Origin of the sequence: Achromobacter xylosoxidans A8 (assembly GCF_000165835.1) — a bacterium.
GTDB lineage: Bacteria > Pseudomonadota > Gammaproteobacteria > Burkholderiales > Burkholderiaceae_B > Achromobacter > Achromobacter xylosoxidans_B.
Genome location: NC_014640.1, coordinates 3,947,002 through 3,961,250, shown reverse-complemented (window position 1 = coordinate 3,961,250; position 14,249 = coordinate 3,947,002). Strand labels below are relative to the sequence as shown.

Annotated in this window: 11 protein-coding genes; all 11 read left to right on the top strand. The window is 68.2% G+C overall.

All coding sequences use genetic code 11. The features are described 5' to 3' along the window. Positions 1-75 precede the first annotated feature (75 nt). Positions 76-588, top strand: a complete 513-nt coding sequence (locus AXYL_RS18270) for an AAA family ATPase (protein ID WP_013394317.1) — start codon at positions 76-78, stop codon at positions 586-588. A gap of 69 nt (positions 589-657) precedes the next feature. After that, a complete protein-coding gene (locus AXYL_RS18265) occupies positions 658-2,301 on the top strand; it encodes a VRR-NUC domain-containing protein (RefSeq protein ID WP_013394316.1) in 1,644 nt (547 codons plus the stop codon). Further along, positions 2,298-4,568, top strand: a complete 2,271-nt coding sequence (locus AXYL_RS18260) for an ATP-dependent DNA helicase (RefSeq protein ID WP_013394315.1) — start codon at positions 2,298-2,300, stop codon at positions 4,566-4,568. Before AXYL_RS18265 ends, AXYL_RS18260 begins: the two co-directional genes overlap by 4 nt. Positions 4,569-4,678: 110 nt before the next feature. After that, positions 4,679-5,074, top strand: coding sequence for a hypothetical protein (locus AXYL_RS18255; protein WP_013394314.1), 396 nt, complete (start codon positions 4,679-4,681; stop codon positions 5,072-5,074). A 102-nt stretch (positions 5,075-5,176) separates the two neighbouring features. Further along, positions 5,177-6,643: an amidase gene (locus tag AXYL_RS18250; protein WP_013394313.1), complete on the top strand. Its 1,467-nt coding sequence runs from the start codon at positions 5,177-5,179 to the stop codon at positions 6,641-6,643. A gap of 248 nt (positions 6,644-6,891) precedes the next feature. Further along, entirely contained in the window at positions 6,892-8,511 is a 1,620-nt protein-coding gene (locus AXYL_RS18245; protein WP_013394312.1) for a methyl-accepting chemotaxis protein, read from the top strand. After that, positions 8,511-9,032 carry a chemotaxis protein CheW gene (locus tag AXYL_RS18240; protein ID WP_013394311.1) on the top strand — a complete coding sequence of 174 codons (522 nt, stop codon included), beginning with the start codon at positions 8,511-8,513 and terminating at the stop codon, positions 9,030-9,032. Before AXYL_RS18245 ends, AXYL_RS18240 begins: the two co-directional genes overlap by 1 nt. Further along, entirely contained in the window at positions 9,029-10,303 is a 1,275-nt protein-coding gene (locus AXYL_RS18235; protein ID WP_013394310.1) for a CheR family methyltransferase, read from the top strand. The genes AXYL_RS18240 and AXYL_RS18235 overlap by 4 nt, the downstream gene beginning before the upstream one ends. After that, complete coding sequence (locus AXYL_RS18230; RefSeq protein WP_041653917.1) at positions 10,296-10,958, top strand: chemotaxis protein CheW; 663 nt, start codon at positions 10,296-10,298, stop codon at positions 10,956-10,958. The genes AXYL_RS18235 and AXYL_RS18230 overlap by 8 nt, the downstream gene beginning before the upstream one ends. Beyond that, a complete protein-coding gene (locus tag AXYL_RS18225) occupies positions 10,955-13,213 on the top strand; it encodes a hybrid sensor histidine kinase/response regulator (protein WP_013394308.1) in 2,259 nt (752 codons plus the stop codon). Before AXYL_RS18230 ends, AXYL_RS18225 begins: the two co-directional genes overlap by 4 nt. Then, entirely contained in the window at positions 13,210-14,220 is a 1,011-nt protein-coding gene (locus tag AXYL_RS18220; RefSeq protein WP_041653914.1) for a chemotaxis response regulator protein-glutamate methylesterase, read from the top strand. Before AXYL_RS18225 ends, AXYL_RS18220 begins: the two co-directional genes overlap by 4 nt. Positions 14,221-14,249: the final 29 nt, after the last annotated feature.

Genomic DNA, 14,249 nt, shown 5'->3' with positions numbered 1-14,249 from the left:
CGCTACATAAACCCGCCAGAGGCGGGTTTTTTGTTGCCCGCCTCCTGTCTGCAGTTTTTCCCAGGAGAGCACTTCATGATGTCCACTGATCCTTCCCCCTCGGCCACGCCCATGCTGCACTTCCTGTGCGGCAAGATCGGCTCCGGCAAATCCACGCTGGCGCAGCAACTGGCGGCGCAGCCCGGCACCATCCTGCTCAGCGAGGACAGCTGGCTGGCGGCGCTCTATCCGGGAGAAATCGTGGACCTGGCCGACTACGCCCGCTGCGCCAGCCGTCTGCGCAACGCCATGGGCAGCCACGTGGCGGCGCTGGTGCGGGCGGGTTTGTCGGTGGTGCTGGACTTCCCGGCCAACACGCGACGCAGCCGCGAATGGCTGCGCCAAGTGGCGCAAGATGCCGGCTGCGCCCATCGGCTGCATTACCTGGATCTGCCCGACGAGGTCTGCAAGGCCAGGCTGCGCGCCCGCAACGCGTCGGGCACGCATCCCTACACCACCACGGACGAACAGTACGACGCGATCACCGCGTACTTCGTCGAGCCGGACGAAGGCGAAGGGTTCCATCTGCTGCGTCACGGGCAGGACTGAAGCGGCGCACGCCAGCCGGCCGCGCCTGCTATGATTGCTGGATAAATATCCAGTTATCCGGCCCGGCCGATGTTTCCCGCCTACCGCTACTACTATCTGCACAACTTCCAGCGCGCATTGACGTGGGTGGGCGAGCGCTACGCCGACCTGCTGGATGACGCCGAGCGCCGTTTCATGGCGGATTTCCCGGCCTTGCCGCAGGCCTCCCAGGCGCTGATGGTGCGCATGCTGATGCGGCGCGGCCCGTGGTTCCGCGCCGGCCGGCTGGTCTATGAAGAGATCGGCGCGGCCGAGGCGGCAGCCCAGCCGCTGTTGGCGCTGGGCTGGCTGGACGCGCGGGCGCCGATGACGCTGGACGAGTTGTTCGGCCTGCACACCAAGCCGGAGCTGAACCGCATGTTTGCGGATGTGCCGGTCAGATTCGCCTCGCGCAAGGGCGATCTGTTGGAGGCCGCGCGCGCGGCCAACGCGGAGGCGCGGCCTTACGCGCAATGGAACCCGGGCGCGGACGAGCCGGTCTGGCGCGTGACCGTGACGGATATCTGCGAGCGCTTCCGCCTGATGTTCTTCGGCAATCTGCATCAGGATTGGTCGGAGTTCGTGCTGGCCGACCTGGGCGTGTTCCAGTACGAGACGGTGCCGTTCGACGCATCTTCCCGCGCCTTCCAGACGCGGGAAGACGTGGATTGTTATCTGGCGCTGCACGCCTGCCGCGTGGCGCTGGACGAAGGGGCCGACGCCGATGCGTTGATGCAGGCCGTGCAGGCCTGTGCCAGCGGCAATCCCTGGCTGGAAAAGCGCCGCGCCAAGGTGCTGCTGCGCATCGGGCAGGCTTGCGAGCGGGCGCGGGACTGGGACGCGGCGCAACGCGTATACGAGGCCTGCGCGTATCCCGGCGCGCGCCACCGCCGCATCCGCGTGTATGAGCGCATGGCGCGGCCCGATGATGCGCTGGCCCTGGCGCTGCAGGCGCAGGCCGCGCCCGAAAGCGAAGAGGAAAGCCAGCGCCTGGCGCGCATGTGGCCGCGCCTGTATCGGGGCGCGGGGCAGGGCGTCCCGGCGCGCGAGCCGGCTCCCGCCTTGCTGCGCACCGACCTGACGCTGGCTCGGCCGACCGAGCCCGCCCCGGTGGAGTTCGTCACGCGCGACCATCTGCACCGGGACGACGCGCCCGTGCACTACGTGGAAAACGCGCTGATTAATTCGCTGTTCGGGCTGCTGTGCTGGCCGGCCGTATTCGCGCCCTTGCCGGGCGCCTTCTTCCATCCGTTCCAACGTGGTCCTGCCGACCTGGACGCGCCGGATTTCCACCAGCGCCGCGCGGCGCTGTTCGCGCAATGCCTGGCGCAGCTGGACAGGCCGGACTACCGGGACTTGATCCTGCAACGCTACGCCGACAAGTCGGGCCTGCAATCGCCTTTCGTGTTCTGGGGTTCGCTGTCCGAGGACTTGCTGACGCAGGCGCTGGAATGCCTGCCGGCCGCGCATCTGAAGCTGTTCTTTGAACGCTTGCTGCGCGACGTCAAGACCAACCGCTCCGGCCTGCCGGACCTGATCCGCTTCTGGCCGTCCGAGCGCCGCTACGAGCTGATCGAGGTCAAGGGTCCGGGCGACAAGCTGCAGGACAACCAGATCCGCTGGCTGCAGTACTGCGTGTCGCACGGCATGCCGGTGCGGGTGTGCCACGTCAGCTGGCGCGAGGACGCGGCATGAGCTACGCGGTGGCGGTGCGCGCGCTGTGCGAATTTACGGCGCGGACAGGGGACCTGGACCTGCGCTTCACGCCCGCGCCCACGGGCCTGGAGGGCATGGCGGGCCACGCGACCGTGACGGGCCGCCGCGGGCCGGCGTACGAGACCGAAGTGGCCCTGTCCGGGCAGCATGAAACCCTGCTGGTGCGCGGCCGCGCCGATGGCTACGACCCCGCGGCCAACCAGCTCGAAGAGATCAAGACCTACCGCGGCCAGCTGGACAGCGTGCGCGACAACCACCGCGCCGTGCATTGGGCACAGGCCAAGGTATACGGACATCTGCTGTGCCAGGCGCGCGGACTCGGTAGCCTGCGCGTGGCGCTGGTGTATTTCAACGTGGTCACCGAGGAAGAGACGGTGCTGGCGGAAACGCACGAGGCCGCCGCGCTGGAAGCGTTTTTTCGCGAGCAATGCGGACGTTTCCTGGCCTGGGCGACGACCGAACTGGCGCACCGCCAATCACGCGATGCGGCGCTGGAGGCGCTGAAGTTTCCGCACGGCGAATTCCGCGCCGGGCAGCGCGAGCTGGCCGTGGCTGCCTACCGCACGGCACGCGACGGCGGCTGTCTGATGGCCCAGGCGCCCACCGGCATAGGCAAGACACTGGGCACGATCTTCCCGCTGCTCAAGGCCAGCCCGGGCGCGGGCCTGGACAAGATCTTCTTCCTGGCGGCCAAGAGCCCGGGGCGCGGCCTGGCGCTGGAAGCGCTGGACACCGTCAACGCGCAGCCCGCCGCGCCTGGCCTGCGGGTGCTGGACCTGCAGGCGCGCGACAAGACCTGCGTGCATCCGGACCTGGCCTGCCACGGCGAATCCTGCCCGCTGGCCCAGGGCTTCTACGACCGCTTGCCGCAGGCGCGCGAGGCCGCGCTGGCGCATGCGCGCCTGGATGCCGCCACGGTAGCGGCCGCCGCGCGCGAGCACCAGGTCTGCCCGTACTACCTGTCGCAGGAGCTGATCCGCTGGAGCGACGTGGTGGTGGGCGACTACAACTACTACTACGACGCCACGGCAATGCTGTACGCCATGACGCAGGTCTACCAATGGAAGGTGGCGGTGCTGGTGGACGAGGCCCACAACCTGGTCGACCGGGCGCGTCGCATGTACACGGGCGAGCTCGACCAGGCCTCGCTGGCGGCCGCGCGCTACGCCGCGCCCAAGGCGCTGAAGAAATCCCTGGACGGACTGCAACGCTCCTGGAATGCGCTCAACAAGAAGCAGGCGGAACGCTATCAGGCTTATGACGAGGTGGCGGCCGGGGTGCTGGCCGCGGTGCAGAAGGCGGTGGGCGCGATCATGGAATACATGGCCGAATCGCCGTTGCCGCAGGACGATCCGGTGCTGGCGTTCTACTTCGAGGCCTTGCAGTTCATGCGGCTGGCGGAACAGTTCGGCTCGCACGCGTTGTTCGATGTGACCCGGTCGGAGGCAAGCGCCGCCGGCGCCAAGACACCGCCTTCTGTGCTGTGCGTGCGCAACGTGATCCCGGCGCCGTATCTGGCGGCGCGCTACGCGGCGGCGCACGCTACCGTGCTGTTTTCCGGCACGCTGAGCCCGCAGCAGTTCTACCGTGACACGCTGGGCCTGCCCGCGGCCACGCCCTGGCTCGACGTGGCCGCGCCGTTCCAGGCCGAGCAATTGGCGGTGCGCGTGGTGGGCAACGTGTCCACGCGCTATCGCGACCGCGAACGCTCGCTGGAACCCATCGTCGAGCTGATTGCGCGGCAATACGCGGAGCGGCCAGGGAACTACCTGGGCTTTCTCAGTAGCTTCGACTATCTGCGCCAGGTGTCGGATCTGATGCGCGAGCGCCACCCCGCCGTGCCGATCTGGCTGCAGACCCCAGGCATGGACGAGGCCGGCCGCGCCGCTTTCCTGGCGCGCTTTACAGAAGCCGGGCAGGGCGTGGGCTTCGCGGTGCTGGGCGGCGCTTTCTCGGAAGGGGTGGACTTGCCCGGCAAGCGTTTGATCGGCGCCTTCATCGCCACGCTGGGACTGCCGCAGGTAAATGCCGTGAACGAAAACATGAAGCGCGCCATGGACCAGCGCTATGGCGTGGAGAACGGCTACGACTACACCTACCTGTATCCCGGCATGCAGAAAGTGGTGCAGGCCGCGGGCCGCGTCATCCGCACCGAGCACGACGTGGGCACGGTGCACCTGATCGACGACCGCTATCGCCGCGCCAAGGTGCGCGGCCTGCTGCCAGGTTGGTGGCGGGTGGACTGATCAGGCGGGCGCAGTTCCGTCAGCGGCTGGCGGTGTCTCGATCTGGCGCAAGGGATTGCGCCTACCTCGCGTATCATCCGGCCTTCGTTTTTCTGACTTCGGATGCATCGATGACCCGTTCCCGTTTCCTGGCTGCTTGCGGCCTGCTCTGCGTCTTGGCGTCCAATCCCGCCTTGGCCCGCGAGCGCGACTTGCCTTACACGGACGCGGACCTGTGGTCCAAGAAAAAGGCGGGCGACCTGATCACGCTATGCAGGAAGGAAACTCCCGCGATCCTCAAGCAGATGGTCGCCGAAGACCAGAGCTCGCCGTTGTACCAGGCGACCGACCTGGACGTTCCCGACGTCTACGACGTGATGCAGGACGTCGGGCCGTTGGTATGGATGATCAGCACCGACTACACCTTCACGGACGCCAGCGGCAGGAAACGCGAGTTTGTCGCGTCCTGCCTGTTCGACAGGAAAGGAAAGTCGGGGTTCGATACGGTGTCCAACGAGCCCTCCTGATCCGCGGGCGTAATATTGTCTGCCTGCGCGGCCGGTGTCCGGCCAGCGCCGCCCAATATGACAAGGCGCCCCGTTTCGAGGTGCGCCATAAAGGAGACAAGCATGTCCATCGCCGCCCCGTTGAATGACATCGTGGCCATGCCCGCCCACGCGCTGTCCGAGGCGATCCGGCAGCGCCAGGTGTCCTGCCGCGAGGTTATGGCCGCCTATTTGGCTCACATCGACCGGGTCAACCCGAAGCTGAACGCCATCGTCGCCCGGCGCGACAGCGACGAACTGCTGCGCGAGGCCGATGAGCGCGATGCTCAGCTGGCCGCGGGCCAATGGCTGGGCTTTCTGCATGGCATGCCGCAAGCGCCCAAGGACCTGACCGCGGTGCGCGGCATGGTCACGTCCATGGGCTCGCTGGTCTACAAGGATCAGGTCACGGCGCACGACTCCATCATTATCGAGCGCATGCGTGCGTCCGGCGCCATCTTCATCGGCCGCAGCAACGTGCCGGAGTTCGGCCTGGGCTCGCATACCTATAACCCGGTGTACGGCGTCACCGGCAACCCCTACGATCCGTCCAGGACCGCGGGCGGCAGCAGCGGCGGGGCGGCGGCGGCCCTGGCGGCGCGCATGCTGCCGGTGGCGGACGGCAGTGATTTCGGCGGCTCGCTGCGCAATCCCGCGGCGTTCTGCAACGTCTACGGCATGCGGCCCTCGGCCGGCCGGGTGCCCTATGGGCCGTCGACCGAGGTATTCCTCAAGCAGTTGGCCTACGAAGGGCCGATGGGCCGTTCGCCGCGCGACGTGGCCATGCTGCTGTCCGTGATGGCGGGGCCGGACAAGCGCGTGCCGCTGTCCCTGACCGGCGACCCGGCCCAGTTCGCCCAGCCGCTGGACGCCGACCTGCGCGGCAAGCGCGTGGGCTGGCTGGGCGACTGGAGCGGTTACCTGCCGATGGAGGCAGGCATCCTGGAACTGTGCGAGCAGGCGCTGGCCGATCTGGCGCAGACAGGCTGCGAGGCGGTCGACTACCAGGTGCCGTTTGCCGGCGAACGCCTGTGGCGGATCTGGCTGGCCCACCGCCATCTGATGGTGGGCGGACAGCTCCACCCCCTGGTCCACAATCCCGAAACGCGCAAGCTGGTCAAGCCGGCCGTGATTTGGGAGGTCGAAGGGCTGGAGGGCATGACGGCGCGGCAGGTCTACCAGGCCACTGAAGAGCGCAGCGCCTGGTACCAGACCGTGCTGCGCATGTTCGAGGACGTGGATTATCTGGCTGTGCCGTCGGCCCAGGTGTTTCCTTTCGATGCGGCGCTGGACTGGCCCAAGGAGATCGCCGGGCGCCCCATGGACACGTATCACCGCTGGATGGAGACCGTCACGCCCTGGACCCTGGCGGGCTGCCCGGTGATCAGCGTGCCGGTGGGGTTCAACGCAGCCGGGCTGCCCATGGGCATGCAACTGATCGGACCGCCCCAGGCCGACCTGGCCGTGCTGCAGTTGGCGCATGCCTACGGACAGGCGCGCGACTGGGTGGAATCCAGGCCACCCGCCACACTGTGGGGCGATACCGCCTGAAAACGGGTCCGGTACGCATTGTTGCGGGAAAAGACAAGCCCTTGTAAGAGGGCTTTGCTTTTTCCCGACGCAAACCGCCATATTTGCCGCAAATTCAGCGTTTTCCGTGGCTGGGGGCCTTTGCCTTTGCAATAATTGTCATCCAACTCACAACATCCCGTAATAAATGGACAGCCTTGTGTCCCCTGTTCTGTTCCAGAATATTTCGGCCCAATCGACGAGTTGATTTTGCATAGAGGTTTCCCGGCATGAAGAATCTGACACTACGCCAGCGCATCCTGGCCAGCTTCCTGGCGATCCTGGCCATCATGGCGTTGATGGTGGTGATGGATTACCGGCGCCTGCTGGTCATCGAGTCGGAAGTCGAGTTGATCAACAACGACGCCGTGCCAGGCATCTACTACAGCACCTCGATCCGCGCCTCCTGGTTCGCCGGTTTCGTGGTGGTGCAGGATGCGTTGAACATGGATACGGAGCAGGAGCGCAACACCATCCTGGCCGGACTGCCCGAGACGGATAAATTGCTGGCGGACCATACGGAACAGTACCGCCGCACCATCGGGCGCGAAGATGATCGCGGAATGTTCAGCGAGTTCGAGAAGGAACTGCAGGAATACAAGCGCATCCGCGCCAATGTGCTGGCACCGGCCATGCTGGCGGACCCGGCGCGAGCGCAGGCGCTGATCAAGGCGGAACTGCGGCCCGCGTTCTACAAGGGCCGCGACATCCTTGCCAGGATGGTGCTGGAAAACAAGAAGCAGGCCGATGACGCGGCGGCCGCCATCAGGCAGTCGGTGGACAGCGCCGAAGTGCGCATGCTGGTGTCGTTGGCCCTGGCGATCATCGCTGCCATCATCTGCGGCATCATGCTGATGCGCGCCATCGCCAACCCGATGCGGGCCATCGTCAAGACCCTGGAAGCCACGGGCGGGGGCGATCTGACGCGGCGCCTGACGCTGGCGCGCAAGGACGAATTCAACGCCATTGAAACCGGCTTCAACGGCATGGTGGACGAGCTGACCGGACTGGTCGGCAAGACGCAGCGCTCGGCGGTGCAGGTGGCCACCTCGGTGACCGAGATCGCGGCCACCTCCAAGCAGCAGCAGGCCACGGCTTCCGAGGTCGCCGCCACCACCACGGAGATCGGCGTCACCTCGCGCGAAATCTCCGCCACCTCGCGCGAGCTGGTGCGCACCATGGCCGAAGTCTCGGGCGCGGCCGAGCAGACCGCGGCCCTGGCGGGCAGCGGCCAGGTGGGCTTGGCGCGCATGGAGGACACCATGCGCAACGTGGTGGGCGCAGCGGGCTCGGTCAACGCCAAGCTGGCGATCCTGAACGAGAAGGCCGGTAATATCACGCAAGTAGTCACTACGATCACGAAAGTGGCTGACCAGACCAACCTGCTGTCGCTGAACGCGGCGATCGAGGCCGAGAAGGCGGGCGAGTACGGCCGCGGTTTCGTGGTGGTGGCCACCGAGATCCGCCGGCTGGCGGACCAGACCGCCGTCGCCACCTACGATATCGAGCAGATGGTGCGCGAGATCCAGTCGTCGGTGTCGGCCGGCGTCATGGGCATGGACAAGTTCTCCGAAGAAGTGCGGCGCGGCATGGCCGACATGCAGCAGGTGGGCGACCAGCTGTCGCAAATCATCCAGCAGGTGCAGACCCTGGCGCCGCGCGTGCAGATGGTCAACGAAGGCATGCAGGCGCAGGCCACCGGCGCCGAGCAGATCAACCAGGCCCTGCAGCAGTTGAGCGACGCCGCGCAGCAGACCGTGGAATCGCTGCGCCAGTCCACGCTGGCGATCGAAGAGTTGACGCTGGTGGCCAACGACCTGCGCAGCGGCGTGTCGCGCTTCAAGGTGTGATGGCTGCCATGGCCGAGTGCACTCTCTCTGCTGCGGCCGGACGCCGGCTGTACCTGCTGTTCCGCATCGGCGGCGACCGCTATGCGCTGGACGCGAGAGACATCGCCGAGGTACTGGGCCTGCGCGAGTTCAAGCAGGTGCCGGGCGCGCCGGCCTGGGTGGCCGGCGTCATGGACCGCCGCGGCGTCGCCATACCCGTCATCGACATGAGCGCGCTGGCGGGCGGGAGCGCGGCGGCCGCCGTGACCAGCACGCGGCTGGCGCTGGTCCGCTACCGGGCGGTCCCCGGCGCGCCGGAGCATCTGCTGGGGCTGATCCTGGAGCAGGCGACCGAAACCGTGCACTACGATCCCGCCGCGTTCCAGTCCGGCGGCCTGGACAATCCGGGCGCGCGCTATCTGGGCGCAGTGCATAGCGATGCCGGCGGCATGGTGCAGGCCGTCAAGGTGGATGACTTGCTGCCCGCGCCGGTGCGGGCGCTGCTGTTTCCCGCGGATGCCGCGGGCGAGGCGCGGCCATGATGCTGATCGACGATTTCAGCGCCTTGCTCAAGCGGCGCATGGGCCTGGACAGCGGCTCCATCGGCAAGGCCGCCGTGGAGCGCGCGGTACGGCGCAGAATGGGCCTGGCCGGCGTCGCCGACGAACAGGATTATCTGTGGCAGGTGCAGGCGTCGCCCGCCGAGATGCAGCAGCTGATCGAAGCGGTCATCGTGCCGGAGACCTGGTTTTTCCGCTATCCCGAATCGCAGGCGGCCATGGCCGCGCTGGCGCGGGCGCGCCTGTATGCCACGGGCGCGGAGAGCCGCGTGCTGCGGGTGCTGAGCGTGCCTTGTTCCAGCGGCGAAGAGCCTTATTCCATCGCGATGGCGCTACTGGACGCGGGCGTGCCTGCCGAACGTTTCCAGATCGACGCCTTCGACATCAGCGTGCGCATGGTTGAGTTCGCGCAGCGCGCCCTGTATGGCCGCAACTCCTTCCGCGGCGATGATCTGGGTTATCGCGACCGCTATTTCTCCGAGACGGCCGACGGCCATCAACTGGCCGCCCAGGTGATGGGGCAGGTGCGGTTCCAGCCGGGCAATCTGTTCGATCCCGCTCTGCTGGCCGGCGTGGCGCCCTATGACTTCGTGTTCTGCCGCAACCTGCTCATCTACTTCGACTCCGCCACGCAGGAACGCGCGGTGCAGGTGTTGCGCGGGTTCACGCGCGAAGACGGCGTGCTCTTCGTCGGCCCGGCCGAGACCACGCTGTTGACCGGGCGCAGGCTGCCCGCGGTGCCGATGGCGCGCTCGTTCGCTTTCCTGGCCAAGCCGCTGCCGCCGCCCGCCGCGCCCGCTGTAGCGCCGGCGGCGCGCCCCATCGTGCATAGCTGGGCGCCGCCCAGACGGCCTTTGACGCAGGCGCCTGAGCCCGGCCTGCCCCTGGCGCACGCTCCCATACCGGTAGTCCCTGCGGCGCCGCCGGCAGGTCAGGGCGGCGCGCAGGCATCCCTGCGCCATATCGCGTCCCTGGCCGATCAGGGCCGGGTGCAGGACGCCATGGCGCAGTGCCGGGCGCACATCGACAGCCACGGCGCCAGCGCCGAGGCGCTGTATCTGCAAGGCCTGCTGCAGGACGCGGCGGGCGATGCGCGGCAGGCGCAAGTTGCCTACCGCAAGGCGCTCTACCTGGATCCGACCCATCGCGAAGCCTTGCTGCACCTGGCCGCGCTGGTGGCGTCGGACGGCGATCACGAAGCGGCCCGCCGCCTGCAGGCGCGCGCGGCGCGCGGGGAGCTGCGACGTGGATGAGACTTTGGGCGCGCTGTCCGACGTGGACGATTGCTGGAACCGCATCGGCATCCGCGGCGACAAGAGCTGCGGGCAGTTGGCGGACCACGTGCACTGTCGCAACTGTCCGGTGTACGCGGCGGCGGCCAAGCGCATCCTCGACCGCCTGCCGCCGCAGATGGCAGACGCGGCGGGCGACGCGAGAGCGGAGGAAGGCGCTCATTTGTCCTCGCTGCTGGTGTTCCGCGTGCAGGGCGAATGGCTCGGACTGCCGACGCGGGCGTTGGATGAAGTGGCGGGCATCCGCCGCATCCTGAGCCTGCCGCACCGCCGCGATCCGGCGATGCTGGGCGTGGCCAACGTGCGCGGTTCTTTGACGGTATGCGTGTCGCTGGCGCGCCTGCTGGGCCTGGAGGCTCCGGCGGGGGATCCGCGCGAACGGCCGGCCACGGCGCGCATGCTGTTGCTGGGCGGCGCGGGGCGGGCAGTGGTGGCACCGGTGGACGAGGTCGAGGGCATCCATGCCGTGGACCTGGACCGGTTGGAATCCTTGCCGGCGACCGTGGAGGGCGCGAGCCTGAAATACTCGCGCGGCATGGCCCGCTGCGGAGGCCGCGCGGTCGGCGTATTGGACGAGACCTTGCTGATGCAAGCTTTGGAACGGAGCCTGGCGTGAATCCGGAACAGATGCGCGACGCCTCGCTCCTGGAATTGTTCCAGCTCGAGACCCGCACCCAGGTGCAGGTGCTGAACAACGGCCTGCTGGCGCTGGAGCACGACCCGACCTCGGCGCCGCAGCTGGAAGCCTGCATGCGCGCGGCGCATTCGCTCAAGGGCGCGGCCCGCATCGTCGACCTGCATCCGGCGGTGCGTATCGCGCATGCCATGGAGGATTGCCTGGTCGAGGCGCGGGAAGGGCGGCTGCGCCTGCAGGCGGCGGACATCGATGCCTTGCTGATGGGCGCGGACCTGTTGCAGCGCGTGGCCACGCCGGGCGCGGAGCTGGGCAGCGAGATCGACGAACTGGTGGCGCGGCTGAGCAATGCGCCCCTTGCGCCGCCTGCAGCGTCGGCCGCGGCGCCGGCCCCCAAGCCTGCGGATTTCCTGCCACCGATCCCGGCCGTGGAAGAGCCGCCGGCCGCGGCGCCGGTGCGGCGCAGTTCCGACATGGGGCTGGGCGAGGGCGAACGCGTGCTGCGCGTGACGGCCGACACGCTCAACAAATTGCTGGGCCTGTCCAGCGAGACGCTGGTGGAGTCGCACTGGATCGGGCCTTTCGGCGCGTCCATGCTGCGCCTGAAGCGCATGCAGGCGGGCGCGGTCCAGGCGCTGGACGGCGTGCGCGCGGCGCTGGCCGGACAGGCGCTGGAGGCGCAGGCGCAAGCCGCGCTGGACGATGCCCTGCGTATCGTCGAGCAATGCCAGCAGGAGCTGTCGCAGCGCACCAGCGAGGTCGATGAATTCGGCTGGCGCATGGGCCACCTGGCCCAACGCCTGTACGACACCGCGCTGGCCTGCCGCATGCGGCCGTTCGGCGACGGGGTGGGCGGCATGGCGCGCATGGTGCGCGACGTGGGCCGCGCGCTGGGCAAGCAGGTACGCCTGGAACTCGAAGGCGAGTCCACCCAGGTGGACCGCGACATCCTGGAAAAGCTGGATGCGCCGCTGATGCATCTGCTGCGCAACGCGGTCGACCACGGCATCGAAATGCCGCAGAACCGGCTGGCGGCGGGCAAGCCGGCCGAAGGCCGCATCCGGCTGTCGGCGCGCCACGCGGCCGGCATGCTGCTGATCGAGTTGAGCGACGACGGCGCCGGCATATCGCTGGACCGGCTGCGCGTGGAAGTGGTGCAGCGCAAGCTGGCCAGCGCGGAAACCGCGGCCCGGCTGACCGAAGCCGAGCTGTTGGAATTCCTGTTCCTGTCGGGCTTCAGCACGCGCGGCGAGGTCACCGAGATATCCGGGCGCGGCGTGGGGCTGGACGTGGTGCAGACCATGGTGCGCCAGTTGCGCGGCGCGGTGCGCATCCAGCAGCTGACCGGGCAGGGCACCCGCTTCATGCTGGAGATGCCCTTGTCGCTGTCGGTGGTGCGCAGCCTGCTGGTCGAGGTGCAGGATGAGATCTACGCCTTCCCGCTGGCCTACGTCAACCACGCGCTGCAAGTGCGCGCCGAGGACATCGAACAGCTCGAAGGACATCAGCATTTCCGCTTCATGGATCGCCAGATCGGGCTGGTCTCCGCGCGGCAGATCCTGCGCAAGAGCGGTTCGGCGCCGGCCCGGGAAACCGTGTGCGTGGTGCTGGTGGGCGACCACGACCGGCTTTATGGCATCGCCGTGGACCGCTACGTGGGCGAACGCACGCTGGTGGTGCAGCCGCTGGATCCGCGCCTGGGCAAGGTGCAGGATGTAATGGCGGGCGCCCTGATGGACGACGGCACGCCGCTGTTGATCCTGGACGTGGAAGACATGCTGGTGTCGGTGCAGAAGCTGGTGGCAGGCGGACAACTGACCCGGGTGGACGGCGCGGGCGCGGCCGAACAGACGCGGCGGCGCAAGCGCGTGCTGGTGGTGGACGATTCCCTCACCGTGCGCGAGCTGGAGCGCAAGCTGCTCCTGAACCGCGGCTTCGACGTGGCTGTCGCGGTGGACGGCATGGACGGCTGGAACATGCTGCGCAGCGAGGCGTTCGACCTGGTGGTGACCGACGTCGACATGCCGCGCATGGACGGCATCGAGCTGGTGTCGCGCATCAAGGCGGATCCCAAGCTGCAGGGCCTGCCGGTGATGGTGGTGTCGTACAAGGATAGGGAAGAGGACAGGAGGCGCGGGCTGGACGCCGGCGCGGACTATTATCTGGCCAAGGGCAGCTTCCATGACGATGCGCTGCTCGACGCCGTGGAAGACCTGATCGGAAAGGCGCGCACGTGAGAGTCGGAATCGTCAACGATATGCCGATGGCGGTGGAAGTGCTGCGGCGCGCGATCGCGCTGGAGCCGGGGCTGGAGCTCGCCTGGGTCGCGACCAACGGCCAGGAGGCCGTGGACCAATGCGCTCGCGACCGGCCGGACGTGGTGCTGATGGACCTCATCATGCCCATCATGGATGGCGTCGAAGCCACGCGCCGCATCATGGCTGAAACGCCCTGCGCGATCGTGGTGGTCACGGCCGACGTGGCGCGCCATACCTCGCGCGTGTTCGACGCCATGGGCCATGGCGCGCTGGACGCGGCGGATACGCCGGTGATCGGCAGCGGCGACATGCGCACGGCGGCGGCGCCGCTGCTGCGCAAGATCCGCAACGTGGGCTGGCTGATCGGCCGCTACGGCAAGCGGCCTGCGCTTACGCCGGTGGCCCGGCCGATGCAGCAGGCGGACGCCAAGCGCCTGCTGGTCATCGGCGCCTCGGCCGGCGGCCCGCCGGCCCTGGCGCAGTTGCTGAAGGGGATTCCGCCGGGGTTCCCAGCCGGCATCGTGCTGGTGCAGCACGTGGACGCCTCGTTCGCCGCGGGTATGGCGGACTGGCTCAACGAGCAGGCGCCGCTGCCGGTAAGGCTGGTGCGCGAGGGCGAGTGGCCCGAGCCCGGCCAGATACTGCTGGCCGGCACCGGCGACCATCTCCACATGCTGGCGGACGGCACGCTGCGCTACACCGAAACCCCCAAGGAAAGCCTGTACCGGCCTTCCATCGATGTTTTTTTCCATAGCGTGGCGCAGCACTGGCGCGGCATGGCCGTCGGCGTGCTGCTGACGGGCATGGGCCAGGACGGCGCGCGCGGGCTGAAGGCGCTGCGCGAGCGCGGCTATCTGACGATTGCGCAGGACCAGGCCAGCAGCGCCGTCTACGGCATGCCCAAGGCCGCGGCCGCCATGCAGGCGGCCGTGGAAATCAGCCCATTGGACCAAATCGCTCCCCGCTTGATCCAGGCCTTTGCCTGAGCGGACGGACCTCGAAAGAATTCAAGGAC

Bases quoted from the DNA above. Each gene is read 5' to 3' on its own strand.
- AXYL_RS18270 (WP_013394317.1), top strand. From the start codon at position 76: ATGATGTCCACTGATCCTTCCCCCTCGGCCACGCCCATGCTGCACTTC.
- AXYL_RS18265 (WP_013394316.1), top strand. From the start codon at position 658: ATGTTTCCCGCCTACCGCTACTACTATCTGCACAACTTCCAGCGCGCA.
- AXYL_RS18260 (WP_013394315.1), top strand. From the start codon at position 2,298: ATGAGCTACGCGGTGGCGGTGCGCGCGCTGTGCGAATTTACGGCGCGG.
- AXYL_RS18255 (WP_013394314.1), top strand. From the start codon at position 4,679: ATGACCCGTTCCCGTTTCCTGGCTGCTTGCGGCCTGCTCTGCGTCTTG.
- AXYL_RS18250 (WP_013394313.1), top strand. From the start codon at position 5,177: ATGTCCATCGCCGCCCCGTTGAATGACATCGTGGCCATGCCCGCCCAC.
- AXYL_RS18245 (WP_013394312.1), top strand. From the start codon at position 6,892: ATGAAGAATCTGACACTACGCCAGCGCATCCTGGCCAGCTTCCTGGCG.
- AXYL_RS18240 (WP_013394311.1), top strand. From the start codon at position 8,511: ATGGCTGCCATGGCCGAGTGCACTCTCTCTGCTGCGGCCGGACGCCGG.
- AXYL_RS18235 (WP_013394310.1), top strand. From the start codon at position 9,029: ATGATGCTGATCGACGATTTCAGCGCCTTGCTCAAGCGGCGCATGGGC.